Origin of the sequence: Burkholderia sp. BCC1985, from assembly GCF_905339915.1 — a bacterium.
Classification (GTDB): domain Bacteria; phylum Pseudomonadota; class Gammaproteobacteria; order Burkholderiales; family Burkholderiaceae; genus Burkholderia.
Window position 1 is genome coordinate 206,135 of the sequence record NZ_CAJPGY010000006.1, and the last position, 24,957, is coordinate 231,091.

Sequence of the window (24,957 nt, forward strand, 5' to 3'; positions counted from 1 at the left end):
CAGCCGTTCGTAGCAACCGCCCCCGGCGCCGCGATGCGCCGGTCACGCACAACGACAGACAGGAATGGAGACACCCATGACACATCGCCCCCTTCGCGTCGCCGCCCGGCTTGCGACCGCCGCCGCCATCGCGTTCGCTTCGTTCGGCGCCGCGGCGCCGGCCGACGCGGGCACGCTGACGATCAACATCGCGTTCAAGGGCGCCAGCCAGCGCGCGGTCTGGCAGTCGACGATCGAAGCATTCCACAAGGCCCATCCCGACATCGACGTGAAGCCCACCTTCGTCGACGAGGAAGCGTACAAGGTGCAGCTCCCCGCATGGCTCACGACCGTCGCGCCCGACGTCGTGAACTGGCACGCGGGCGAGCGCATGGCGTACTACGCGAAGCGCGGGCTGTTCGAGGACCTGAGCGGCGACTGGAAGAAGAACGGCTGGGACGCGATGTACGCGTCGACGCGCAGCGCATCGTCCTATAACGGCAAGCAGTATGCGGCGCCGACCGTCTATTACTCGTGGGGGCTGTTCTACCGCAAGGACCTGTTCGGCAAGGTCGGCATCGCCGACGAGCCGAAGACCTGGGACCAGTTTCTCGATGCATGCAAGAAGCTGAAGGCGGCCGGCATCACGCCGATCGCGATCGGCGGCCGCGACGCGTGGACGCTCGCCGGCTGGTTCGACTATCTCGACCTGCGCCTGAACGGCAACGCATTCCACCAGCAGCTGATGGCCGGCGACGTGCCGTATACCGATCCACGCGTGAAGAAGGTCTACACGACGTGGAAATCGCTGATCGACTCGGGCTACTTCATCGACAACGCGCTGTCCTACGATCTCGACGGCGCGCAGCCGTTCCTGTTCCAGGGCAAGGCCGCGATGATGCTGATGGGCACCTTCATCGCCGCGGGCTTTCCGCCGAACGTGAAGCAGGAGATGGGCTATTACCGTTTCCCCGTCATCGACCCGAAGGTGCCGACCGCCGAGGACGGCCCGGTCGAATCGCTGCACATCCCGACCAAGGCGAAGAACAAGGCCGACGCGCATACGTTCCTCGCGTTCGTCGAAACGCCCGAGATGGGCGCGAAGCTCGCCGAAGGGCTCGGTTCGCTGTCGGCCAACGGCAAGTCGCCGGAGCCGGCCGATCCGATCTCGCGCATCGGCTTCCGGATCCTCGCCGACACCCGGGGCGGCGTCGCGCAGTTCTACGACCGCGACATGACGAAGGAAATGGCCGACGAAGGGATGAAGGGGATGCAGCAGTTCGTCGCGAATCCCGCGCAGCTCGACACCGTGCTCGCGCAACTCGAACAGACCCGCAAGCGGATCTACAAGAAGTAACCGCGTGACCCCTGCGGCGGCCGAGTGCCGCCGCATCCGCCCAGGAGGCTTGCCGTGTCCAGTCCGATCACGTCCAGACCCGTCGCAACGGCGGCTGCCCCGGCCGCACCGCCCGCCGCCGCGCCGCCGGCCCGCAGCTCGCCTGCCGCGCTGCGCGCGCGCCGCCCGTCGCCGGCCGTGCGGCGACAACGGCGCGCCGCGTGGCTCTTTCTCGCGCCCGCGTGCGCAATGGTTGCCGTCTATGTGATCTGGCCGATCCTGTCGACGCTGTGGCTGAGCCTCTGCAACTGGGACGGGATGACCGAGCGCACGTTCGTCGGTCTCGCGAACTACGCCGAGCTGTTGCAAGCGCCGACGTTCTACACCGCGCTGCGCAACAACGTGATCTGGCTCGCGCTGTTCATGCTCGCGCCGCCGCTCGGCCTCGCGCTCGCGCTGTACCTGAACCAGGCGGTCGCCGGCATCCGGCTCGTGAAGTCGCTGTTCTTCGCGCCGTTCGTGCTGTCCGGCGTGGTCGTCGGCCTGATCTTCTCGTGGTTCTACGATCCGACCTTCGGGCTGCTCGCGCTGATCGCCGGGCACGGCATCCCGGTGCTCGGCGATGCGCGCTATGCGACGTTCGGCATCGTGTTCGCCGCGCTGTGGCCGCAGACCGCGTACTGCATGATCCTGTACCTGACCGGCCTCACGTCGGTGAACCCGGAGCAGATCGAAGCGGCACGGATGGAAGGCGCGCGCGGCTTCGCGCTGCTGTGGCACGTCGTGCTGCCGCAATTGCGGCCGACCACGTTCATGGCGATCGTCGTCACGGTGATCGGCGCGCTGCGCAGCTTCGACCTGATTTCGGTGATGACGGGCGGCGGCCCGTTCGAGAGCTCGACCGTGCTCGCGTATTACATGTACGACCAGGCGATCAAGTATTACCGGCTCGGCTATTCCGCGTCGATCGCGGTCGTGCTGTTCGCGATCATGCTCGTCTACATCATGTTCCAGTTGCGCCGCATGCTGCGCAACGAGCAGTGACCTGACCTTCCGGGGAACCATCCATCATGTTTCCGACACCCGTTGCCCACTGGAAGCCGGTATCGCGCCGGCTGTACAAGCTGTCGCTGCCCGTCGCGCTCGTGATCTGGCTGCTGCCGATGATCGCGGTGTTCGTCACGTCGGTGCGCTCGACCGAGGAGCTGGTCGAAGGTCACTACTGGGGCTGGCCGCGGCACTTCTCGATGATCGAGAACTATCGCGACGCGCTGACCACGTCGCCAATGCTGCATTACTTCTGGAACAGCGTGCAGATCACGGTGCCGTCGGTGCTCGGGTCGATCGCGCTCGCGGCGATGGCTGGGTTCGCGCTGGCGACTTACCGGTTTCGCGGGAATGCCGCGCTGTTCGGGACGTTCGTCGCGGGGAATTTCGTGCCGGTGCAGGTACTGATGATTCCGGTTCGCGACCTGTCGCTCAGGCTCGGGGTGTTCAATACGGTCGAGGCGCTGATTCTGTTTCACGTCGCGTTTCAGACGGGGTTCTGTACGCTGTTTCTGCGGAACTTCATCAAGCAGCTGCCGTTCGAGCTGATCGAGGCGGCGCGGATCGAAGGCGCGGGAGAGTGGACGGTGTTCTGGCGGATCGTGTTGCCGTTGATCCGGCCGGCGCTGGCCGCGCTCGCGATTCTCGTGTTTACGTTCGTGTGGAACGATTACTTCTGGGCGCTGTGTCTCACGCAAGGTGACGAGGCCGCGCCGATTACCGCGGGTGTGGCGGCGCTGAAGGGGCAATGGACGACTTCCTGGAACCTTGTTTCGGCCGGGTCGATTCTCGCAGCGTTGCCGTCGGTCGCGATGTTCTTCGCGATGCAGAAGCATTTCGTCGCGGGGCTCACGTTTGGGGCGACGAAAGGTTGAACTCGCCCTGACCGCCGATTGCGGATTCGCATCTCCCCCTCTTCATCGAGAGGATTGCCCGCTTCGGCGGGCTTTTTTGCGCGTTTCGGGTACGAACTACACCCCAATTTCGCCCGATTCAACCGCCTGAGCGCATGTCGCGCAGCGGCTAAACAGGCCGTGTCGGGCCACGCATCGAATAGGCCGCATCGTCAACTCAACATGCTTGACACACGTCCTGACGTCATCGGCCACGCTGGTTCAAGTGACTCAAGTCCACCCTTCGAGCCGCAACGTCGAGCGCACGAGCCGCTGCTCCTCCTCTTCGATCTCGCGCAGATACTCGACGCACTGCCGGATATGCTCGCTCGCCGCCTTGCGGGCCTGGTCGGGCAACCGTCCCGTCACCGCGTTGTAGAGCCGCGCGTGCTGGCGGTCGATCTGCTTCTTCAGCGGCTCGCGATGATAGAGGTTGTTCACCGACGCGAACACGGAGCTGAGCAGCAGGTCGGTCAGCGACTGCAGCGTGTTGACCAGCACCGGATTGTGCGACGCCTCGCAGATCGCGAGATGGAACGCATGGTCGAGCTTCGCGCGCGCGGCCGGATCGAGATCCTGCGCATCGGCCGCCGTCATCTCCTCATAGCGGCGCTTGATCAGGATGAAGTCGGCGGGCGTGCCGCGCAGCGCGGCGAGCCGCGCGGCTTCGGTCTCGAGCATGCCGCGCACCTCGAACAGGTCGTACAGCGTGCGCGGCTGCGAGCCGAGCAGATGCATCATCGGCGAGACTTCGCGCTGCGGGGTCAGGCTCGCGACGAACGAGCCCTTGCCGTGCGTCGTGTCGATGATCCCGCGCGCGCGCAGCAGCTTCATCCCTTCGCGCACGGCCGTGCGCGACACGCCGAGCTTCTCGGTCAGCCGACGTTCGGACGGCAGCGCCTGCCCGGCCTTCAACACGCCGTCGACGATCAGCTGCTCGATCCGCTCGGCGACGACATCGGCGACATTGCGCGCCGGCGCTTGTCGATTCTGCATTTCCATACTGGTATGACCACTTCGGAAGGATGTCGCCGATTTTCGCACAAACCCTTGTGCTGATTGCGTTTTACGTCACATCCAGCCGCCCCTCAAAGGCACTCGAACAAAAACTGGTATGACCACGGCGGCGGCATCTGGACACGCCCCCGCGGCCCGCCAAGAATGCCGTCCATCGGCGTGCCGCGCGTCCCGCGGACGCCTGCACGATGAAGATGGTGGAGACGGAGACACACGATGAGTTTCACCTACGACGAACGGATCGACGGCCCGCTGGCGACCGTCGACCGCGACACGCTCGTCGCCGCGCTCGGCGCGGCGGCGCCCGGCCTCGACGTGCTGCACGAGCGCGAGGCGCTGAAGCCGTTCGAATGCGACGGCCTCGCCGCGTACCGCACGGTGCCGCTTGCGGTCGTGCTGCCCGACACGGTCGAGCAGGTGCGCGCGGTGCTCCGCGTCGCGGCCGCGCACGGCGTGCCGGTCGTCGCGCGCGGCGCGGGCACCGGGCTGTCGGGCGGCGCGATGCCGCTCGAAAAAGGCATCCTGCTCGTGATGTCGAAGTTCAACCGGATCCTGGAAATCGACGCCGACGCCGGCATCGCGCGCGTGCAGCCGGGCGTGCGCAACCTCGCGATCTCGCAGGCCGCGGCACCCTACGGCCTCTACTACGCGCCCGATCCGTCGTCGCAGATCGCCTGCTCGATCGGCGGCAACGTCGCCGAAAACGCGGGCGGCGTGCACTGCCTGAAATACGGGCTGACGGTGCACAACATCCTGAAGGTCGAGATCCTGACGATCGACGGCGACACGCTGACGCTCGGCGCCGACGCGCTCGACGCGCCCGGCTTCGACCTGCTCGCGCTGTTCACCGGCTCCGAGGGGATGCTCGGCATCGTCACCGAGGTGACGGTGAAGCTGCTGCCGAAACCGTCGAGCGTGAAGGTGCTGATGGCGAGCTTCGACGACGTGGCCGAAGCCGGCGCGGCGGTCGCGCGGATCATCGGCGCGGGCGTGATCCCCGGCGGGCTCGAGATGATGGACAACCTCGCGATCCGCGCGGCCGAGGACTTCATCCACGCCGGCTACCCGGTCGACGCGCAGGCGATCCTGCTGTGCGAACTCGACGGCGCCGCGACCGATGTCGACGAAGACGCCGAACGCGTGGCCGCGCTGCTGCGCGACGCGGGCGCGTCGGAGATCCGCGTCGCGCGCGACGAAGCGGAGCGGCAACGCTTCTGGGCCGGCCGCAAGAACGCGTTCCCGGCGGTCGGCCGCATGTCGCCCGACTACTACTGCATGGACGGCACGATCCCGCGCCGCGAGCTGCCGCGCGTGCTCGAAGGGATCGCCGCGCTGTCCGCGCAATACGCGCTGCCGGTCGCGAACGTGTTCCATGCGGGCGACGGCAACATGCATCCGCTGATCCTGTTCGACGCGAACCGTTCCGGCGAGCTCGACCGCGCGGAAGCGCTCGGCGGCAAGATCCTCGAACTGTGCGTCGCGGCAGGCGGCAGCATCACCGGCGAACACGGTGTCGGGCGCGAGAAGATCAACCAGATGTGCGTGCAGTTCAACGCCGACGAAATCACGTTCTTCCACGCGGTGAAGGCCGCGTTCGATCCGCAGCGCCTGCTCAACCCCGGCAAGAACATCCCGACGCTGCACCGCTGCGCCGAGTTCGGCGCGATGCACGTCCATCACGGCAAGCTGCCGTTTCCCGAACTGGAGCGCTTCTGATGCGACGCGAACGCGAACCCGAATCGATCGACGACAGCGCGGCGCTCGTCGCGCAGGTCGACGCCGCGATCCACGCGCGCCAGCCGCTGCACATCCGCGGCGCGGGCACGAAGGCGTTCGTCGGCCGCGCGGTCGAAGGCCGCACGCTCGACGTGCGCACGCACCGCGGCATCGTCGCGTACGACCCGACCGAACTCGTCATCACCGCACGCGCGGGCACGCCGCTCGCCGAACTGGAAGCGATGCTCGACGCGGCCGGCCAGATGCTGCCGTGCGAGCCGCCCACGTTCGGCGGCACGGCGACGGTCGGCGGCATGTTCGCGGCGGCGCTGTCGGGGCCGCGCCGCCCGTGGGCCGGCGCGGTGCGCGACTTCGTGCTCGGCTGTCGCGTGATCACCGGCCACGCGAAGCACCTGCGCTTCGGCGGCGAGGTGATGAAGAACGTCGCGGGCTACGACGTGTCGCGGCTGCTCGCGGGCAGTTTCGGCTGTCTCGGCGTCGTGACGGAGGTATCGCTGAAGGTGCTGCCGAAGCCGCGTGCGACCGGCGATCTCGCGCTGACGCTCGCTGCCGGCGAAGCCGTGCAGCGCGTCGCGGCATGGCGTCGCGCGGGGCTGCCGCTCGCGGGTGCCTGCCACGCGGACGGCGTGCTGCGCGTGCGGCTCGAAGGCGGCGAGGGCTCGGTGAAGGCCGCGCGCGACACGATCGGCGGCGAGCGGATGGACGATCGCGACGACGGGTTCTGGGCGCGGCTGCGCGACCTGTCGCTGCCGTTCTTCGACAGTCCGCGCGCGCTGTGGCGCGTATCGGTGCCGGCGGCCGCGCCGCTCGATGCGCTGCCCGGCGCGCTGCTCGTCGACTGGGGCGGCGCGCAGCGCTGGCTGAAAAGCGACGCCGCGCCGGCCGACGTGCAGCACTTCGCCGCGCAGTGGGGCGGCCACGCGACCTGCTTCACGCCCGGCACGACGCCCGAACCGTTCCAGCCGCTGCCGCCCGCGCTGCTGCGCGTGCATCGACAGCTGAAGGCGCAGCTCGATCCGCATGCGATCTTCAATCCCGGCCGCCAGTACGCGAACGTCTGACGCCAACCCGACTTCGAACCGCCGATATGCAAACCAATCTCAGCGAAGCCAGCAAGGCCCTCGACCGGGCCGACGAAGCGGAAGCGATCCTGCGCGCGTGCGTGCACTGCGGCTTCTGCAATGCGACCTGCCCGACCTATCAAGTGCTCGGCAACGAGCTCGACGGGCCGCGCGGACGCATCTACCTGATCAAGCAAATGCTCGAAGGCGAGCCGTGCGGCGAGCGCACGCAGCAGCATCTCGACCGCTGCCTGACCTGCCGCAACTGCGAGACGACCTGCCCGTCCGGCGTGCGCTATCACACGCTGCTCGACATCGGCCGCGCGGAAGCCGAGAAGCGCGCGCGGCGGCCTGCGCGCGAGCGCCTGCTGCGCGCGGGCCTGCGTCACGTGGTGCCGCGGCCGGCAACCTTCGCCGCGCTGCTGAGGGCCGGCCGCGCGCTGCGCCCGCTGCTGCCCGGCACGCTGCAGGACAACATTCCGGCCGCCGTGCCCGCCGCCACGCCGCGCCCGCCGGTACGCCATGCGCGGCGCGTGCTGATGCTGGAAGGCTGCGTGCAGCCTTCGCTGTCGCCGAACACGAACGCGGCCGCCGCGCGCGTGCTCGACCGCCTCGGCATCAGCGTGACGCCCGCGCGCGAAGCCGGCTGCTGCGGCGCGACCGAATATCACCTGAACGCGCAGGATGCCGGGCTCGCGCGCGCGCGCCGCAACATCGACGCGTGGTGGCCTGCGATCGAAGCCGGCGCGGAGGCGATCGTGCTGACGGCGAGCGGCTGCGGCGCGTTCGTGAAGGAATACGGCGACCTGCTGCGCTCCGACCCCGTCTATGCGGACAAGGCGCGGCGCGTCAGCGCGCTCGCGCGCGACCTCGCGGAAGTGATCGCGGCCGAGCCGCTCGACGCGCTGGCCGAGTCGACGCGACGCCGCGTCGCGGTCCACTGCCCGTGCACGCTGCAGCACGCGCAGCGGCTCGGCGGCGCGGTCGAAAGCATCCTGACGCGGCTCGGCTTCGATCTGACGAATGTCGCCGACGGCCATCTCTGCTGCGGCTCGGCCGGCACCTATGCGCTGACGCAGCCCGAACTCGCGGCCAGGCTGCGCGACAACAAGCTCGACGCGCTCGAAGCCGCGCGGCCGGACCTGATTGTCACGGCCAACGTCGGCTGCCAGACTCACCTGAACGGCGCGGGCCGCACGCGCGTGCGCCACTGGATCGAGCTCGTCGACGACCGACGGGTCGACTGATTCCACCGACCGCTGATTCCGGAGGAACATGATGCAAACCAAACCCGAACTCCAGCTCGCCGACGCCGAACGCATGCTCGCGGCCGCCCGCGTGGAAGCCGCACGGCACGGCTGGGCCGTATCGATCGCCATCGTCGACGACGGCGGCCACCTGCTCGCGTTCGCGCGCCTGGACGGCGCATCGCCGGCCAGCGCCGTCATCGCGCAGGACAAGGCGCGTGCGGCGGCGCTCGGCCGGCGCGAGACGAAAGCGTATGAGGATATGATCAACGGTGGCCGCACCGCGTTTCTCAGCGTGCCGCTGACGGGCTTGCTCGAAGGCGGCGTGCCGGTAGCGTTCGACGGCCGGATTGCGGGCGCGATCGGCGTGTCTGGCGTAAAGTCCGAGCAGGACGCGCTGATCGCCCGCGCCGGCGTACAAAGCGTCGCGACATGAGTCAGCCAAGCCGCGCGCGAATTTTTTCCCCGGGAGGAATCACGATGATCGACCAAGCAGGACTGCAAGTCGCGCCAGCGCTGAGCCAGTTCATTGAAAACGAAGCACTGCCGGGCACCGGTATCGACAAGGCCGCGTTCTGGAGCGGTTTCTCGGCCCTGGTACACGACCTCGCGCCGCGCAACCGCGAGCTGCTCGCGGAACGCGACCGCCTGCAGCAGGAACTCGACACGTGGCATCGCGCGCACCCTGGCCCGGTGCGTGACCATGCCGCGTTTCGCGCATTTCTCGAACAGATCGGCTACCTCGTGCCGGTCCCGTCGAATGTCGCGGCAGCCACCGCGAACGTCGACAGCGAGATCGCGACGCAGGCCGGCCCGCAGCTCGTCGTGCCGCTGTCGAACGCGCGCTATGCGCTGAACGCCGCGAACGCACGCTGGGGCAGCCTGTACGACGCGCTGTACGGCACCGATGCGCTGCCGGAAGACGGCGGCGCCGAGCGCACCACGGCATACAACCCGACGCGCGGCCAGCGCGTGATCGACTACGCGCGCGGCGTGCTCGACAACGCGGCGCCGCTCGCGAGCGGCTCGCACCGCGACGCGCTGCGCTATCGCGTGGAAGACGGCCAGCTCGCCGTCGAAACCGGCAAGGGCGTCGTGCACCTCGCGCAGCCGGCGCAGTTCGTCGGCTACCAGGGCGCGGCCGGCGCGCCGTCCGCGATCCTGCTGAAGCACAACGGCCTGCACCTCGAGATCCAGATCGACGCGTCGACCCCCATCGGCCGCGCCGATCTCGCGAACGTGAAGGACGTCGTGCTCGAAGCCGCGGTCAGCACGATCATCGACTGCGAGGATTCGGTCGCGGCGGTCGACGCCGACGACAAGGTCCAGCTCTACCGCAACTGGCTCGGCCTGATGCAGGGCACGCTGGTCGAGGAGGTCGCGAAGGGCGGCAAGACCTTCACGCGCCGCCTGAACGCCGATCGCGAGTACACCACGCCGGCCGGCGGCACGCTGGTGCTCCACGGCCGCTCGCTGCTGTTCGTGCGCAACGTCGGCCACCTGATGACCAACGGCGCGGTGCTGGACCGCGACGGCAACGAGATTCCGGAAGGCATCCTCGACGGTGTCGTCACGACGCTGTGCGCGCTGCACGACCTGAAGGCCAAGCGCAACTCGCGCACCGGCTCGATCTACATCGTGAAGCCGAAGATGCACGGCCCGGTCGAAGTCGCGTTCGCCGACACGCTGTTCGCGCGCATCGAGGATCTGTACGGCCTGCCGCGCAACACGCTGAAGATGGGCATCATGGACGAGGAGCGCCGCACCAGCGTGAACCTCGCCGCCTGTATCGCGGCGGCGGCCGCGCGCGTCGCGTTCATCAACACCGGCTTCCTCGACCGCACCGGCGACGAGATGCACACCGCGATGGAAGCGGGCCCGATGATCCGCAAGGGCGACATGAAGTCGTCGGCGTGGATCCAGGCGTACGAGCGCAACAACGTGCTCGCGGGCCTGTCGGCCGGCCTGCGCGGCCGCGCGCAGATCGGCAAGGGCATGTGGGCGATGCCGGACCTGATGCACGCGATGCTCGAGCAGAAGATCGCGCATCCGCGCGCCGGCGCGAACACCGCGTGGGTGCCGTCGCCGACCGCCGCGACGCTGCACGCGCTGCACTACCACCTCGTCGACGTGCAGGCCATCCAGCAGGAACTCGAGAAGACGCCGTACGCAAGCGAGCGCGACACGCTGCTCGAAGGGCTGCTGACCGTGCCGGTCGTCGAGCGCGCCGCGTGGAGCGAGAGCGAAATCCTGAGCGAGGTCGAGAACAACGCGCAGGGCATTCTCGGCTACGTCGTGCGCTGGGTCGAACAGGGTGTCGGCTGCTCGAAGGTGCCGGACATCCACGACGTCGGCCTGATGGAAGACCGCGCGACGCTGCGCATCTCGAGCCAGCACATCGCGAACTGGCTGCGCCACGGCGTGATCACCGAGGCCTTCGTGCTCGACGTGTTCAAGCGGATGGCGCGCGTCGTCGACCAGCAGAACGCCGGCGACCCGAACTATCGCCCGATGGCGCCCGGCTACGACCAGTCGACCGCGTTCAAGGCCGCATGCGCACTGGCGCTGCAGGGCACGTCGCAGCCGAGCGGTTATACCGAGCCGCTGCTGCATCGGTTCCGGCTCGCGTACAAGGCGCAACAGCACGGCGCGTAAGCCTTCGCATGCGGGCTTTCCCGCATGCGGTTTTCACGAAGCGGGCAGCCATTACGGCTGCCCGTTTTTACATTCGAATTCATGCAACCGCTGAAACGGATAATCGATCCGAATCGCACGATTTAAGGTTCCGCGTCCGCCTGCCGTTAAAGCATGTAAATCGGCGACGGCGGTATGCGCGCTGCCCCCTCCTGGCGCAAAGCCTTGCGCTGCAACGTTCCGCACGCGACTGGCAAGTCTCTGCCAGGACGACAATTTGATCCGGATCAACGGCCCGCAACATTTTCCGCGTGCACGAATGCGCGCGTTATACTCGGACCAATCCGCGCCGCCCGATTCGTCGGATCGTCGAATCGCGGCAATTCTTGCCGGTCGGCAGGTGATGCAGCGGTTTATCAGGCCGCCATCGCCGATCATCGGCACCGTGTTCCAGGTCGGTCGGGCGGAATGCGCACCGGGGGGTGCATTCCGGATCATCGCCGGCAAATCATACGAACAATCGCATCGGCCTGCCGCCCCGGCGACGATGCCCATCGATCCACGGACCATGGCAGAAACCGACTACGCAATGCCCAGCGAATCCGGCCTGACAAGCCGCGTCGCCGCCCAATTGCGCCGGTTCCTGCTGCCGCACCTGATCTTCTATTCAGGGCTGCTGATCGCACTGATCCTGTTGTTGCTGTGCGGCATCCTGCTGTACGAAGGCCGGATTGACGCACGCGATCGCGCGCGCACCACCCAGCAGAACATCGCGCTGATGGCGTCGTGGGACATCGAGCGCAACATCGAGTTCTATGCGCTGTCGCTGCAGGCGGTCGTCGAAGGCGAGAACGATCCCGCCGTCCTCGCGCTGCCGATGCCGCTGCGCCGCCAGGTGCTGTTCGATCGCGCGACGACGGCCAAGTATCTCGGCGGCATCTACGTGCTCGACTCGAACGGCGACATCGCGGTCGACGGCAAGAGCGACGTGCCGCGCAAGGCCAACTTCGGCAACGAATCGTTCTTCACGGTGCACCGCGACAACCCGGACGTCGGCCTGTACGTCAGCGACCCGTACCGCTCGCGCTTGCGCGGCGGCTCGCCGAGCATCGCGCTCAGCCGGCGGATCACGCGGCCCGACGGGTCGTTCGGCGGCGTCGCCGTGATGTCGATCCGGCTCGAATATTTCCAGGACCTGTTCTCGCGCCTCTCGCTCGGCGATCGCGGGTCGATGGCGCTGATCAATACGAAGGGCCTGATGCTCGCGCGCCAGCCTTACGATCCGGCGATCGTCGGCCGCAACATCAGCAAGGCCAGCACGTTCCGCCGGTTCATGACCGCCAACGAAGGGAGCTTCGCCGATACCGCGTCAATCGACGGCGTGCGGCGCCTGTACGTGTTCCGGCACCTCGACCACCTGCCGCTGATCATCATGGTCGCGCGCTCGGAGGCGGACACCTACGCCGCGTGGTACGACCGCGCGATCCCGATCGGCTCGGCGATGGCCTTGCTCGCGCTCGGCTTCGTCGGCCTGTCGATGCTGCTCGACATCCAGCTGCGCAAGCGTCACCGCGCGGAAACCGAGCTGGAAGCGCTCGCGCGCACCGACGGCCTCACGGGCCTCGACAACCGCCGGATGCTCGACGTCACGCTCGCGCGCGAATGGCGCCGCGCGGCGCGCTCGCAGCACGCGCTGTCGCTGCTGTTCGTCGATGTCGATCACTTCAAGCGCTACAACGACACGCAAGGCCACCAGGCCGGCGACGATGCGCTCGCCGCGGTCGGCCGCTGCATCGCCGGATGCCTGCGCCGCCCGGCCGACTATGCAGCGCGCTACGGCGGCGAGGAGTTCGTCGTGGTGCTGCCGGACGTCGACACGCCCGGCGCCGTGACGATCGCCGAATCGATCCGCACCGCCATCCTCGATCTCGGCATCCTGCACGACACGGATGCGTCGGACCGCCTGACCGCGAGCATCGGCGTGACGACCTGCTATCCGGAACTCGACGACAGCATCCAGGCCGCACTGAAGCTCGCCGACGACGCGCTGTATCGCGCGAAGGAAGGCGGGCGCAACCAGGTCGTCGTGCAAACGGCCCCGTCCGCCGAGCGCACGCTGCGGCGCGCCTGAGCCACGGCTGGCCGCCCGGCCGCCACAGCGCCGGCCGCGGGCGAAATCGCCGACAATGTCGGCTCGCCCGGCCGCCGCGCGACACGCGCGCCCGCTTCACACCACCATGAGACTCAAGGCAAAGATTTTCCTTCTGGCCATCGTGCCGTTCCTGCTCGCGATCGCCGGCATCGGCTTCGGCGTACGCCAGCAGGCGACGTCGCTCGCGCGCACGCAGCACGCGACGATCCAGGCCGCCTACCTGTCGAGCAAGGAAGTCGAGCTGAAGCATTACGTCGAACTCGCGACGAGCGCGATCATGCCGCTGTACGACGCGAGCGGCCGCAATGCGCGCGACGACGGACTGCTGCGCACGCAGGCGCTCGCGATGCTGCAGAAGATGGATTTCGGCCCCGACGGCTATTTCTTCGTATACGACCTGCACGGCAATGCGCTGATGCATCCGCGCGAGCCCGAGCGCGTCGGCCACAACTACTGGTCGATGCGCGACCCGCAGGGCGCGCTGACGATCCAGCAGCTGATCGGCGCCGCGTCGCACGGCGGCGGCTACGTGCGCTACACGTGGCAGCGGCCGTCGACGGGCAAGCCCGCGCCGAAGCTCGGCTACGTCGTCGCGCTCGAACGCTGGGGCTGGATGGTCGGCACCGGCATCTATCTCGACGACGTCGACACCGCGCTGCAGCGCATCGACGCGCGCGCGTCCGCGAACATCGAGCGCACGATGAGCTGGCTCACCGCGATCGCGCTGACCGGCGCGGCGGCGATCGCCGTCTGTGCGCTGGTGCTGAACGTCAGCGAGTCGCGCAGCGCCGACGCGAAGCTCAAGCAGCTCGCGCAGCGCGTCGTCGAATCGCAGGAGCAGGAGCGCGAGCGGCTGTCGCGCGAGCTGCATGACGGGATCAGCCAGATGATGGTGTCCGCGAAGCTGATGCTCGAATCCGCACTCGCGCGCTTCGAGCGCGGCACCGCGCGCATGCCCGAGGCCGAGCAGGCGCTCGCATCGGGCGTCGGGCGGCTCGGCGACACGCTGCGCGAAGTGCGGCGCATCTCGCACGCGCTGCGCCCGGCGATGCTCGACGATCTCGGCCTCGCCGCCGCGCTCGAGCAGCTCGTGCGCGAGCTCGGTGCGGAAAGCGGCATCGACATCGGCTATACGCAGGTCGCGCACAGCGGCGCGCGGCCGCTGCCCGCGCCGGTCAACACGGCGCTGTTCCGGATCGCGCAGGAAGCGCTCAGCAACATCGTGCATCATGCGCAGGCGTCGCGCGCGGCCGTCACGCTCGACGTCGGCGCGCATGCCGTCACGCTGACCATCGCCGACAACGGCTGCGGCTTCGACGCCGAGCGTACGCAGACCGACGCGCGCCGCGGCATCGGGCTGCGCAACATGCGCGAGCGGCTCGACGCGCTGGGCGGCATGCTGACGATCACGTCGCAGGTCGGCCACACCGTCGTGGCCGCGCGCGTGCCGCTGCGCGCCGCCTGAACACGCGCCCCATAACCGGAGACCCTTGCCCATGAGCGCCCCCGACACCGCCCGGCCCGCTGCCCGCCTTCTGCTGGTCGACGATCATCCGCTGGTGCGCGACGGCCTGCGGATGCGGCTCGAGGCGGCCGACCTGTCGGTGGTCGGCGAAGCCGGCAACGCGGACGAGGCGCTTGCGCTCGCCGCGTCGCTCGAGCCCGACCTCGCGCTGATGGACGTCGGCATGAACGGGATGAACGGCATCACGCTCGCCGGCGTGTTCCACGAGCGCTTTCCGGGGATTCGCGTGCTCATGCTGTCGATGCACGACAACATCGAATACGTGACGCAGGCCGTGCGCGCCGGCGCGAGCGGCTACCTGCTGAAGGATTCGCCCGCGAGCGAGATCGTGCGCGCGATCGGCTCGGTGCTGGCCGGGCAGACGTTCTTCAGCGAAGGGCTCGCCGCGCGGATGATCCAGGCAAGCGCGACCGCGTCGCCGCTCGACCGGTTGACGCCGCGCGAGCGCGACATCCTCGATGCGCTGGCCGAGGGGCTGTCGAGCAAGCAGATCGCGCAGCAGACGGGGCTGTCGGTCCGCACGGTGGAAACGCACCGGCTCAATCTGAAGCGCAAGCTCGAGATCGAAGGGCAGGCGGAGCTGATCAAGTTCGCGGTCGAGCATCGGCGGCGGTAGGGCGGCGACGTGCGGCGCCGCAAAAGGCACTCGCCTCGGTCACATTGATTAGCCCTACGATGCTGTTTTTTCTCGCTTCGCATGTGATTCGCCGAGTCGGCATCGCGCAGTGGAATCACCGCTCGACCGCTCGACTGACCACGAACGAAAAAGGCGCCCGGAGGCGCCTTTCACTCATCCAAAATCCTGACTGCGCGCAGCGACGCTCAATTCGTCCGCGAATTGTGCTTCTGCAGATACGCGATCAGGCCGTCGATCCCGCCCGACGCGAGCTGGCTCTTGAACTGCCCCTGGTAGACCTGGATCAGCCACGCACCCGACATGTCGATGTCGTAGATCTTCCAGTCGCTGCCGACCTTGCCGAGCCGGTAGCCGACCGACTGGCTGTCGCCCGGCGTCGTGACCGTCGACTGCACCAGCGCATCGGCACCCGACGCGCCGCCGGCCTTGAACGAGAACTTCGCGTCCTGGCTGCCGAGCTGCGCGAGCGACGCGGCATAGGTACGCGTCATCAGCAGCTTGAACTGCTTGTACAGCTCCTGCTGCTGTTGCGGCGTCGCCTGCTTCCAGGCATCGCCGACCGCGATGCGGGTCGTGCGCTCGAAGTTCGTCGCGGGCAGGAAGCGCTGCTCGACGACTTGCGTGACTTTTGCCATGTCGCCGCCGCGCGCACCCGGATCGGCCTTCATCGCGTTGACGGTGCCTTCGACCGCATTACGGACGATGTCGACCGGCGCGCTCTGCGCGAAAGCGGAAACCGACACGGCGGCCGCCGCGACGAAAGCAAACAGATGACGTTTCATACGGATATTCGCACTCGGTGAAAAAAACGGACGGCGGATTGCATCGATCGCATCGGCCGGTGGGTCGAAGTATAGCGGCCCGGCGGCCCGCCTGCCGCGCGGTGACCGACTGTTACCTTTCAGCCCCTTTTGTCACAGGGTGCCGGCCGCTGCGCGATCGGCGCCGATTATGTCAATTTCTGCCGCCCATTCGTCCGACGATTCGCGGCGATTCCCTCCCGGCGCAGCAAATATCCTTCCCGCCCCTTTACGCTCCAACGTGGCGACCGACGTCACGTGGCGCCGGTATACTCTTTGCCTTGTCCTTGCCAGCCCCTCCCCACCGCCACATGGTGACTTCTCTCATCGTCCGACTCGTCGCATTGTCGGTACGCCGCCCCGTCTGGGTCGTCGTGCTGTCGCTCGTCATCGCCGTCTTCAGCGGCGTCTACGTCGCGCAGCACTTCAAGATCAACACGGACATCAGCAAGCTCGTCGACGCGGAACCGCAGTGGGCCGCGCTCGGCCAGGCCGTCGACAAGGCCTTCCCGCAACGCAACGGCACGATCCTCGCGGTGGTCGAGGCACCGGCCCCCGAATTCGCGACGGCCGCCGCGCACACGCTCACCGAAGCCCTGCGCAAGCAGGCCGACGCCGGCCGCATCGGCCAGGTCGCCGAACCCGGCGGCGGCCCGTTCTTCGAGCACAACGGGCTGCTGTTCCTGTCGCCGCAGGAAGTGTCGGATACGACGTCGCAGCTCGCGAGCGCGCGGCCGCTCGTCAACGAACTCGCGAAGAACCCGAGCCTGACCGGGCTCGCGACCACGCTGTCCACCACGCTCGGCCAGCCGCTCCTGACCGGCCAGGTGAAGCTGCCCGCGATGGCGAAGCTGCTCGCGCGCAGCGCCGCGACGGTCGACGACGTGCTGGCCGGCAGGCCCGCCGCGTTCTCGTGGCGCGGGCTGGTCGACAGCGATGCCGCACGCCAGCCGGCACGCGCGTTCGTCACGGTGCAGCCGGTCGTCGACTATGGCGCGCTGAAGGCCGGTGCCGAAACGACCCGGGTGATCCGCGACACGGCGAAAGCGCTCGGCCTCGAGCAACGCTACGGCGCGGTCGTGCGCCTGACCGGCGAACAGCCGCTCGCCGACGACGAATTCGCGTCGGTGCAAGACGGCGCCGCGCTCAACGGCGTGCTCACGCTGCTCGCGGTGCTCGTGATCCTGTGGCTCGCGCTGCGCTCGAAGCGGATGATCGGCTCGGTGCTCGTCACGCTGTTCGTCGGGCTCGTCGTGACGGCCGCGCTCGGCCTCGCGATGGTCGGTTCGCTGAACATGATCTCGGTCGCGTTCATGGTGCTGTTCGTCGGCCTCGGCGTCGACTTCTCGATCCAGTACGGCGTGAAGTACCGCGAGGAACGCTTCCGCGATCCGCGCATCGATCACGCGCTGATCGGCGCCGCGCACTCGATGGGCATGCCGCTCGCGCTCGCCACCGCGGCGGTTGCGGCGAGCTTCTTCTCGTTCATTCCCACGGCCTATCGCGGCGTGTCCGAGCTCGGCCTGATCGCGGGCGTCGGGATGTTCGTCGCGCTGCTGACCACGCTCACGCTGCTGCCCGCGCTGCTGCGCCTGTTCGCGCCGCCGGGCGAATCGAAGACGCCGGGCTTTCCGTGGCTCGCCCCCGTCGACGACTTCCTCGATCGCCATCGCAAGCCGATCCTGATCGGCACGCTCGCGGTCGTGATCGGCGCGCTGCCGCTGCTCGCGTTCCTGCACTTCGATTTCAACCCGCTGCACCTGAAGGATCCGAACAGCGAATCGATGGCGACGCTGCTCGCGCTGAAGGATTCGCCCGAAGCGGCCGTCAACGACGTCACGCTGCTCGCGCCGTCGCTCGCCGAGGCCGACGCGGCCGCGAAGCGCCTCGACGCGCTGCCGGAAGTCGGCCGCACGACGACGCTCACGACCTTCGTGCCGGCCGACCAGCCGGCCAAGCGCGCGGCGATCGCCGCGGCCGCGAGCGAGCTGCTGCCCGCGCTGACGCAGCCGGCCGCGCCGGCCGCGACCGATGCGCAGCGCGTCGCCGCGCTCAAGCGCGTGTCCGATTTGCTGAGCTACGCGGCGGAAGATCACCCGGGCCCGGGTGCCGCCGCCGCGCAGCATCTGTCGGCGTCGCTCGCGAAGCTGGCCGCCGCCGACAGCGCGGCGCGCGATCGAGCCGAACGCGCGTTCTCCGACACGCTGCGCATCGCGCTCAACCAGCTCGCGACGCTGCTGCAGCCGCAGGACATCACGCGCGAATCGCTGCCGCCGCAGATCGTGCGCGACTGGGTCGCGCCGGACGGCCACGCGCTCGTGCAGATTTCGCCGAAGGTGCCGAAGGGCGTCGACCCGAACGACGACACGATGCTGCGCCGCTTCGCGAAGACGGTGAAGGCGGCGGAACCCGGCGCGACCGGCGGGCCGATCTCGATCCTGCATTCGGCCGACACGATCATCAACGCGTTCCTGCACGCGGCGCTGTGGTCGATCCTGTCGATCACGATCCTGCTGTGGATCACGCTGCGCCGCTTCGGCGACGTGCTGCGCACGCTGGTGCCGCTGCTCGTGTCGGGGCTCGTCACGCTCGAGATGTGCGTCGTGCTCGGCATGTCGCTGAACTTCGCGAACATCATCGCGCTGCCGCTGATGCTCGGCGTCGGCGTCGCGTTCAAGGTGTACTTCGTGATGGCGTGGCGCGCGGGCCAGACGGGCCTGCTGCATTCGAGCCTCACGCACGCGGTGCTGTTCAGCGCCGCGACGACCGCAACCGCCTTCGGCAGCCTGTGGCTGTCGCATCATCCGGGCACGTCGAGCATGGGCAAGCTGCTCGCGCTGGCGTTGACCTGCACCCTGATCGGCGCCGTGGTGTTTCAGCCCGTCCTGATGGGCAAACCGCGCGTCAAACGCGCCAAGAACCAATTGCAAGGAAACAATGAATAAGGTGCGAATCATTGCGGCGACCGTCGCTGCCAGCGCAGTGCTGAGCGGCTGTGCGACGGGCCCGAACCGCAACCCCAACGACCCGCTCGAGCCGATGAACCGGGCGATGTACAAGTTCAACGACACGGTCGACACGAACATCGCCGTGCCGATCGCGAAGGGTTACCAGAAGATCACGCCGACGCCCGTGCGTACCGCGATCAGCAACTTCTTCTCGAACCTCGGCGATCTCGGCAACATGGCGAACAACCTGTTGCAGCTGCGCATCACCGATGCGACGCAGGACCTGATGCGCGTGGCGATGAACTCGGTGTTCGGCGTCGCCGGCCTGATCGACATCGCGACGCCGGCCGGGCTGCCGAAGCACCACCAGGATTTCGGGCTGACGATGGCGCGCTGGGGCATGCCGTCCGGCCCGTACCTCGTGCTGCCCGTGTTCGGGCCGAGCACGATCCGCGACGGCGTCGGCCGCGCGGTGGACGTCCGCTTCAACCTGCTCAACTACATCGAGCCGGCCGTGCGCAATCCGATGTACATCGCGCAATTCATCAGCGCGCGCTCGGATCTGCTCGGTGCGACCGATCTGCTGAAGCAGGCGGCACTCGATCCGTACTCGTTCGTCCGCGATGCGTATCTGCAGCAGCGCAAGTCGCTGACGTATCACGGCCAGTCGGCGTCGGCCGCGCCGCCGAACTACACGGAGCCGGGTGAAGCGGGGGCGGTGCCGGCGGCCACGCCGGCCGTGCCGGGCTTGCCGAACTACGAGGATCCGGGCGAGTCGGGCGGCGCGCCGAACAACGCGCCGGCGGCGCCGGGCTTGCCGCAGTACGACGATCCGGGTGCGGACGGCGCGATGCCCGCGAGCGCGCCTGCCGCGGCCTCGGCCGCTGCGCCCGTGGCGGCGCCGAGCGGGGCGACGACGGCGCCGGCCTCCAACGGCGCGCCGATCGCGCCAGCGATGCCGACCCTGCCCGCGAGCGCACCGGCCGCGCAGTAACGCGGCACGGAACCCGCTGACAAGCCGAAGCGCGCTGCATCACGCAGCGCGCTTTTTTTGTGCGTCCGGAAAACGGGAACGGAAGGGGGAGAGGAGAAGCGGCGAACGCCGCTCAGACGATCCGCATCGCGCCCGCACGCTCGAATGCGTGCCGCGCCTGGATCAGCGTCGTGCGTGCCGCGCGCGCGTCGCCCGCGACCTGCAGCAGCGGGCCGAGCTGCGACGGCTGCTTCAGCAGTTCGCGCAGGATCGGCAGGATGGCCGTGCTGCCGTCGTCGCGCAGGCCGGCCGTCGCCGCGCGCGGCAGCGTGCGCCACGCCGGGTCGACGATCGCGCGGCACACCGCGAACGGTACGCCGCGCGACGCCGCGAAGGCCGCGGCGATATGCGATTCCATGTCGACGGCGAGCGCGCCCTTCGCGCGATGCAGCGACGTCTTTTCCTGTTCGCTGACCACCGGCGCGCCGACCGCCGCCATCGTGCCGCGCGTGACGCGCGCCCATACCGGCGTGTCGTGCAGCGCGGCGACGAGCCGCGCGCTCCAGCCCGGATCGGTCTGCACGCGGCCGAACGGCCCGTCGATCGCGTCCGCGATCACGAGCGCGCCGGGTGCGAGATCGGGCGCGAGCCCGCCTGCCGTGCCGAAGCTCACGATGCCCGCGCAACCGCGCGCGGTCGCCTCGGCCAGCGCGCGCTCGAGGCGGTCGGCCCGCGCGGCGAACACGGCCTCGACGCCCTGACCGCGCGCGATGCGCGCCTCGAACGCCATCCCCGTGACGGCGATGACGGGCAACGTGCCGTTGTGCTGCGTCGGCGCCACGCGTTACATCCCGACCGTCACGCGCGTCGCGTTGGCGCGCTTCAGGTTGCGATAGCGCGCGAGCGCCCACAGCGGGAAGAACTTGCGATAGCCGTGATAGCGCAGATAGAACACGCGCGGGAAGCCGGTTGCCGTGAAGCGCGTTTCGTCCCACAGGCCTTCTTCGTTCTGCTGAGCGATCAGGTAGTCGACGCCGCGTGCAACGGCCGGGTTGTTCACCTCGCCGGCCGCCATCAGGCCGAGCAGCGCCCAGGCCGTCTGCGACGCGGTGCTCGGCGCCTGCTCGAAACCGCGGTAATTCAGCTTGTAGCTGTCGCCGTCCTCGCCCCAGCCGCCGTCCTTGTTCTGGATCGACAGCAGCCACTGCGCGCCGCGCTTCATGCGCGGATCGTCCGGCGTCAGGCCGGCCGCGTTCAGCGAGCACAGGGCCGTCCACGTGCCGTACACGTAGTTCATCCCCCAGCGGCCGTACCAGCTGCCGTCCGGCTCCTGCTCCTTCAGCATGTAGTCGAGCGCGCGACGGGCCGGCTCGCTGTTCAGCGGCGTCTCGCCGAGCTGCGACAGCATCGACAGGCAGCGGCCCGACACGTCGGCGGTCGGCGGATCGAGCAGCGCGCCGTGATCGGAGAACGGAATGTTGTTCAGGTAGTACTGCGTGTTTTCCGGTTCGAACGCGCCCCAGCCGCCATCGCTGCTCTGCATGCCGACGACCCATTCGCGCGCGCGCGCCATCGAGTCGCGATACGTGTCCGTCTGCCTGAGCTTCTGCGCGCGGTCCATCGCCATCACGACCACGGCCGTGTCGTCGACGTCAGGGTAGTGCGCGTTCGCGTACTGGAACGCCCAGCCGCCGGGACGCACGTGCGGGCGGCGCGAGATCCAGTCGCCGCGCACGTCGAGGATCTGCAGCGGGCGCAGCCAGTCGAGGCCGCGCAGCACGGCTTCCTCGGCACGCGCGTCACCGGTCTCGAGCAGCGCATGCGCGGCGAGCGACGTGTCCCACACCGGCGACAGGCACGGCTGGCAATACGCTTCGTCCTCGTGCACGACGAGCAGCTTCTCGAGCGCCTTGCGCGCGATCGCGCGGTTCGGATGATCTTCCGCATAGCCGAGCACGTCGTACATCATCACCGCGTTGGCCATCGCCGGATAGATCGCGCCGAGGCCGTCCTCGCCGTTCAGGCGCTCGTCGACGAACGACACGGCCTGGCGGATCGCGCGTTCGCGCGTGTAGTTCGGGAACAGGCCGTCGACGGCGCGCAGCGCATGATCGACCACGCGGAAGAACGCGAACCAGCCGGGGCTCTGGTGGCCCTGGCGCGGCAGCAGGCCGGCGTTGACGGGCGGGTCGATGAACAGCTCGTCGATGCGCACGCCGCGCGGATTCTTCGCGAGCGGACGCTTCGCGTTCAGCACCAGCAGCGGCACGATCACGGTCCGCGCCCAGTACGACACCTTCGACAGGTGGAACGGGAACCACTGCGGCAGCAGCATGATCTCGACCGGCATCATCGGCACCGCGCGCCACGGAATCGCACCGTACAGCGCGAGCTGGATGCGCGTGAACACGTTCGACATCTCGGCGCCGCCCATCGCGTGGATCGCACGGCGCGCACGCTGCATGTGCTCGGCGTTCTCGTCGTCGCCGATCACCTTCAGCGCGAAATACGCCTTCACGCTCGCGCTGATGTTCGGCGCGCCGTCGGTGAACAGCGGCCAGCCGCCGTCGGCCTGCTGGATACGGCGTAGATAGCGGCCGATCTTCCGTTCGAGTTCGAGGTTCGGCGTCTCGCCGAGATAGTGGACGAGCAGCACGTATTCGGCGGGAATCGTCGAATCGGCCTCGAGTTCGTAGACCCAGTGTCCGTCTGCTTGCTGCGCGGCCAGCAGCGCGTCGGTCGCGCCGGCGACGGCCGCGTCGAGCCCGGCCGGCACGGTGCCGGCGGACAGGGTGGCCATTTCGGTGAGATCGTTCATCGGTCCCTCTGTTGCTTACTGTGTCTGGAGCACGTCCGCGGCCAGCTGGCCGGAACGGATCGCGCCCTCGATCGTGGCGGGCAAGCCGGTGGCAATCCAGTCGCCCGCCAGCACGAGATTGGTCCAGCGCGTACGCACGGCCGGACGTTTCATTTCCTGCGACGGCACCGCCGCAAACCCCGCGCGCGGCTCGACCACGAGCTGCCACGCGGGCATGGTTTCCGGGTTCGCGCCGGTCACGCGCGCGACGTCTTCCCAGATGCGCCGCGCGAGCGCATCGCGCGGCATGTCGAGCCAGCGGCCCGCGTCGCGGATGGTCGCCGCGAGCGGACCGCCGCCGGTGCGCACCGCGTCGACGACGCCGTTGACGACGGTCGTCTGCAGCGGGCCGTCGGCCGGTGTATCGACCGCGAAATACGCGGTCACGACCGCACTGAACGTGTCGGGCGCGGTGAGATCCGGGACGAGCGGCTGCGCGACCTCGGGCGGCACGGCCAGCACGACCGCGTCGCCCGGTGCGAGATCGACGCGCTCGCCGCCGATCGCGACCGCATCGACCGCGTTGCCGTGCGCGCCGAATTCGAACGCATCGAGCCGCGAATTCAGCCGGATCTGCGCGCCGCCGTGCTGCAGCATCCGCAGCGCCGGTTCGACGAATGCGCTGCCGAGCCCGTGGCGCGCGACGAGCGGGCGCCATCCGGGGCCGCCCGCGGCAAACGTGCCGCACAGCGCCGCGCGCGCGAGTTCGGCGCTCGCGTGGCGCGGCTCGACGTTCAGAACCCCGAGGAAATACGGCCGCAGCCAACGGTCCCACAGCACGCCGTCGCAGCGCATCGTCTGTGCGAGTGAGCGGCCGGTGCGCGCGAACGCGAGCGAGGCCAGCGCAAGATAATCGAGCGGCGTGGTGCCCGGCGCGCGCGATGCGGCGTCGAACAGCCACGACGGCCAGCGCCCGTTGCCGAAACGCAGCGTCCAGCGCTGCTGCGACGCGACGTCGACCACCGGACATTCAGGCAGCGCGGGCCCCGTGAGCCGATCGGCCGCGCCGATCGCGCGCAGGTAGCGCTGGGTCGCGGATTGCCCCGCGAAAACCTGATGCAGCCCGCTGTCCAGCGTCGTGTTCAGCACGCCGTCGAACCACGAGCGGCAGCGGCCGCCCGCGTGCGCATGCGCGTCGTGCAGCACGATGCGCCGCCCGCGGCGTTGCAGCTCGACGGCGGCCGACAGGCCCGCGAGTCCTGCACCGATCACGTGGACGGTTCTGGGCATCGGCTCAGAACAGCGCGTAGCGCGCGGCGATCATCAGCATGCGCGCCTTCGGCTTGCGCAGCGGCGCGCGCGGGGCGGCGAAGCCGCGCGCGATCGCGGCTTCCAGGATGCAGCGATACGCGCCCGACATGATGCGCGGCGCCTTCACCTGCGCACGCGTGCACGTATCCATCACGGCGTCCGCTTCGCGGAAGTGCTCGAGCGCGCGCTCGACGAGCGTCGCGCACACGCGCGGCAGCGCCGGGTCGCGCACGATCGTCGCCGGATCGGTGATCGCGATGCCTTCGCGTGCGAGCAGCTCGCGCGGCAGGTAGCAGCGGTTGATCGCCGCGTCGTCGTCGATGTCGCGCAGGATGTTCGTCAGCTGCAGCGCGCGGCCGAGGTGGTGCGACAGCTTGATGCCTGCCGCCTCCGGGATCCCGAAAATCCTCACCGACAGCCGGCCGGCCGCGCTCGCCACGCGATCGCAGAACAGGTCGAGCGTCGGTTCGTCCGGCGCGCAGATGTCCTCGGCAGCGTCCATCGCCATCCCGTCGATCATCGCGTGGAAGTCCTCGCGCTTCAGGTCGAACGCGCGGATCTCGCGCTCGAGCGCGACCAGATGGCGCGGCGGCTGGCCGGCGAAGCACGCGTCGATGTCCGCGCGCCAGCGATCGAGGCCCGCGTTGCGCTCGGCGCGCGGCAGGTCGCTGTCGGCGATGTCGTCGACCGCACGGCAGAATGCGTAGACCTGGAACATCGCATCGCGCTGCACCGCCGGCAGGATGCGCATCGCCAGATAGAAAGAACTGCCCGATGTGACGGCAGCGGCGTCGGTTTCTTGTTCGTCCACGACGAGATTGGAAACGGCCAAGACGAGCTCCACGGAGACACCCACGCGGGGC

Annotated in this window: 19 protein-coding genes; 13 read left to right on the forward strand and 6 right to left on the reverse strand. The window is 68.9% G+C overall.

Annotated features, from left to right (window positions below; translation table 11 throughout):
• Positions 1-76 precede the first annotated feature (76 nt).
• Genes U4Z31_RS08390 through U4Z31_RS08400 form a run of 3 tightly spaced genes read left to right on the forward strand, consistent with a single transcriptional unit; the run spans position 77 to position 3,237 of the window.
• Positions 77-1,336, forward strand: coding sequence for an ABC transporter substrate-binding protein (locus tag U4Z31_RS08390; protein WP_044847392.1), 1,260 nt, complete (start codon positions 77-79; stop codon positions 1,334-1,336).
• A gap of 54 nt (positions 1,337-1,390) precedes the next feature.
• Positions 1,391-2,359: a sugar ABC transporter permease gene (locus U4Z31_RS08395; protein ID WP_321809956.1), complete on the forward strand. Its 969-nt coding sequence runs from the start codon at positions 1,391-1,393 to the stop codon at positions 2,357-2,359.
• A 26-nt stretch (positions 2,360-2,385) separates the two neighbouring features.
• On the forward strand, positions 2,386-3,237 hold the full coding sequence (locus U4Z31_RS08400) for a carbohydrate ABC transporter permease (protein WP_039318652.1): 852 nt from the start codon (positions 2,386-2,388) through the stop codon (positions 3,235-3,237).
• 249 nt (positions 3,238-3,486) lie between these two features.
• Here U4Z31_RS08400 and glcC read toward each other — a convergent pair whose 3' ends face one another.
• Positions 3,487-4,257 carry a transcriptional regulator GlcC gene (glcC, locus tag U4Z31_RS08405; RefSeq protein ID WP_044848878.1) on the reverse strand — a complete coding sequence of 257 codons (771 nt, stop codon included), beginning with the start codon at positions 4,255-4,257 and terminating at the stop codon, positions 3,487-3,489.
• A gap of 231 nt (positions 4,258-4,488) precedes the next feature.
• On the opposite strand from glcC, the gene glcD reads away from it, so the two are divergent.
• The 8 genes from glcD to U4Z31_RS08445 all read left to right on the forward strand — a co-directional run bounded on the left by glcD (position 4,489) and on the right by U4Z31_RS08445 (position 15,244).
• A complete protein-coding gene (glcD, locus tag U4Z31_RS08410; RefSeq protein WP_321809957.1) occupies positions 4,489-5,988 on the forward strand; it encodes a glycolate oxidase subunit GlcD in 1,500 nt (499 codons plus the stop codon).
• Complete coding sequence (glcE, locus tag U4Z31_RS08415; protein WP_321809958.1) at positions 5,988-7,070, forward strand: glycolate oxidase subunit GlcE; 1,083 nt, start codon at positions 5,988-5,990, stop codon at positions 7,068-7,070. Before glcD ends, glcE begins: the two co-directional genes overlap by 1 nt.
• A gap of 26 nt (positions 7,071-7,096) precedes the next feature.
• Positions 7,097-8,317, forward strand: coding sequence for a glycolate oxidase subunit GlcF (gene glcF / locus U4Z31_RS08420; protein WP_321809959.1), 1,221 nt, complete (start codon positions 7,097-7,099; stop codon positions 8,315-8,317).
• A gap of 31 nt (positions 8,318-8,348) precedes the next feature.
• Positions 8,349-8,753, forward strand: coding sequence for a GlcG/HbpS family heme-binding protein (locus U4Z31_RS08425; RefSeq protein WP_044848880.1), 405 nt, complete (start codon positions 8,349-8,351; stop codon positions 8,751-8,753).
• Positions 8,754-8,797: 44 nt separating this feature from the next.
• Complete coding sequence (locus tag U4Z31_RS08430) at positions 8,798-10,972, forward strand: malate synthase G (RefSeq protein ID WP_257772815.1); 2,175 nt, start codon at positions 8,798-8,800, stop codon at positions 10,970-10,972.
• Positions 10,973-11,519: 547 nt separating this feature from the next.
• Positions 11,520-13,082: a diguanylate cyclase gene (locus U4Z31_RS08435; protein ID WP_044848873.1), complete on the forward strand. Its 1,563-nt coding sequence runs from the start codon at positions 11,520-11,522 to the stop codon at positions 13,080-13,082.
• 106 nt (positions 13,083-13,188) lie between these two features.
• Positions 13,189-14,568, forward strand: coding sequence for a cache domain-containing protein (locus U4Z31_RS08440; protein ID WP_044848872.1), 1,380 nt, complete (start codon positions 13,189-13,191; stop codon positions 14,566-14,568).
• Positions 14,569-14,599: 31 nt separating this feature from the next.
• Positions 14,600-15,244, forward strand: coding sequence for a response regulator (locus tag U4Z31_RS08445; protein ID WP_044848871.1), 645 nt, complete (start codon positions 14,600-14,602; stop codon positions 15,242-15,244).
• 206 nt (positions 15,245-15,450) lie between these two features.
• Here U4Z31_RS08445 and U4Z31_RS08450 read toward each other — a convergent pair whose 3' ends face one another.
• Positions 15,451-16,047 (reverse strand): phospholipid-binding protein MlaC, encoded by a 597-nt coding sequence (locus tag U4Z31_RS08450; protein ID WP_124485984.1) that lies wholly within the window; start codon positions 16,045-16,047, stop codon positions 15,451-15,453.
• 329 nt (positions 16,048-16,376) lie between these two features.
• Here U4Z31_RS08450 and U4Z31_RS08455 point away from each other — a divergent pair, with 329 nt between their 5' ends.
• Together U4Z31_RS08455 and U4Z31_RS08460 are read left to right on the forward strand one after the other, a co-directional pair.
• Positions 16,377-19,010 (forward strand): MMPL family transporter, encoded by a 2,634-nt coding sequence (locus U4Z31_RS08455; protein ID WP_321809960.1) that lies wholly within the window; start codon positions 16,377-16,379, stop codon positions 19,008-19,010.
• Complete coding sequence (locus U4Z31_RS08460; RefSeq protein WP_124485982.1) at positions 19,003-20,007, forward strand: VacJ family lipoprotein; 1,005 nt, start codon at positions 19,003-19,005, stop codon at positions 20,005-20,007. Before U4Z31_RS08455 ends, U4Z31_RS08460 begins: the two co-directional genes overlap by 8 nt.
• Before the next feature lie 112 nt (positions 20,008-20,119).
• Here U4Z31_RS08460 and U4Z31_RS08465 read toward each other — a convergent pair whose 3' ends face one another.
• Genes U4Z31_RS08465 through hpnD form a run of 4 tightly spaced genes read right to left on the reverse strand, consistent with a single transcriptional unit; the run spans position 20,120 to position 24,926 of the window.
• Positions 20,120-20,827, reverse strand: coding sequence for a phosphorylase (locus U4Z31_RS08465; protein ID WP_082088758.1), 708 nt, complete (start codon positions 20,825-20,827; stop codon positions 20,120-20,122).
• 3 nt (positions 20,828-20,830) lie between these two features.
• Positions 20,831-22,804, reverse strand: a complete 1,974-nt coding sequence (gene shc / locus U4Z31_RS08470; RefSeq protein WP_321809961.1) for a squalene--hopene cyclase — start codon at positions 22,802-22,804, stop codon at positions 20,831-20,833.
• Between the two features lie 15 nt (positions 22,805-22,819).
• A complete protein-coding gene (gene hpnE, locus U4Z31_RS08475; RefSeq protein WP_044848865.1) occupies positions 22,820-24,073 on the reverse strand; it encodes a hydroxysqualene dehydroxylase HpnE in 1,254 nt (417 codons plus the stop codon).
• 4 nt (positions 24,074-24,077) lie between these two features.
• Entirely contained in the window at positions 24,078-24,926 is an 849-nt protein-coding gene (gene hpnD, locus U4Z31_RS08480; protein ID WP_044848864.1) for a presqualene diphosphate synthase HpnD, read from the reverse strand.
• Positions 24,927-24,957 lie beyond the last annotated feature (31 nt).

Coding starts and splice junctions, on each gene's coding strand:
- U4Z31_RS08390 (WP_044847392.1), top strand. CDS start 77: ATGACACATCGCCCCCTTCGCGTCGCCGCCCGGCTTGCGACCGCCGCC.
- U4Z31_RS08400 (WP_039318652.1), top strand. CDS start 2,386: ATGTTTCCGACACCCGTTGCCCACTGGAAGCCGGTATCGCGCCGGCTG.
- glcC (WP_044848878.1), bottom strand. CDS start 4,257: ATGGAAATGCAGAATCGACAAGCGCCGGCGCGCAATGTCGCCGATGTC.
- glcD (WP_321809957.1), top strand. CDS start 4,489: ATGAGTTTCACCTACGACGAACGGATCGACGGCCCGCTGGCGACCGTC.
- glcE (WP_321809958.1), top strand. CDS start 5,988: ATGCGACGCGAACGCGAACCCGAATCGATCGACGACAGCGCGGCGCTC.
- glcF (WP_321809959.1), top strand. CDS start 7,097: ATGCAAACCAATCTCAGCGAAGCCAGCAAGGCCCTCGACCGGGCCGAC.
- U4Z31_RS08425 (WP_044848880.1), top strand. CDS start 8,349: ATGCAAACCAAACCCGAACTCCAGCTCGCCGACGCCGAACGCATGCTC.
- U4Z31_RS08430 (WP_257772815.1), top strand. CDS start 8,798: ATGATCGACCAAGCAGGACTGCAAGTCGCGCCAGCGCTGAGCCAGTTC.
- U4Z31_RS08435 (WP_044848873.1), top strand. CDS start 11,520: ATGGCAGAAACCGACTACGCAATGCCCAGCGAATCCGGCCTGACAAGC.
- U4Z31_RS08440 (WP_044848872.1), top strand. CDS start 13,189: ATGAGACTCAAGGCAAAGATTTTCCTTCTGGCCATCGTGCCGTTCCTG.
- U4Z31_RS08445 (WP_044848871.1), top strand. CDS start 14,600: ATGAGCGCCCCCGACACCGCCCGGCCCGCTGCCCGCCTTCTGCTGGTC.
- U4Z31_RS08450 (WP_124485984.1), bottom strand. CDS start 16,047: ATGAAACGTCATCTGTTTGCTTTCGTCGCGGCGGCCGCCGTGTCGGTT.
- U4Z31_RS08455 (WP_321809960.1), top strand. CDS start 16,377: ATGGTGACTTCTCTCATCGTCCGACTCGTCGCATTGTCGGTACGCCGC.
- U4Z31_RS08460 (WP_124485982.1), top strand. CDS start 19,003: ATGAATAAGGTGCGAATCATTGCGGCGACCGTCGCTGCCAGCGCAGTG.
- shc (WP_321809961.1), bottom strand. CDS start 22,804: ATGAACGATCTCACCGAAATGGCCACCCTGTCCGCCGGCACCGTGCCG.
- hpnE (WP_044848865.1), bottom strand. CDS start 24,073: ATGCCCAGAACCGTCCACGTGATCGGTGCAGGACTCGCGGGCCTGTCG.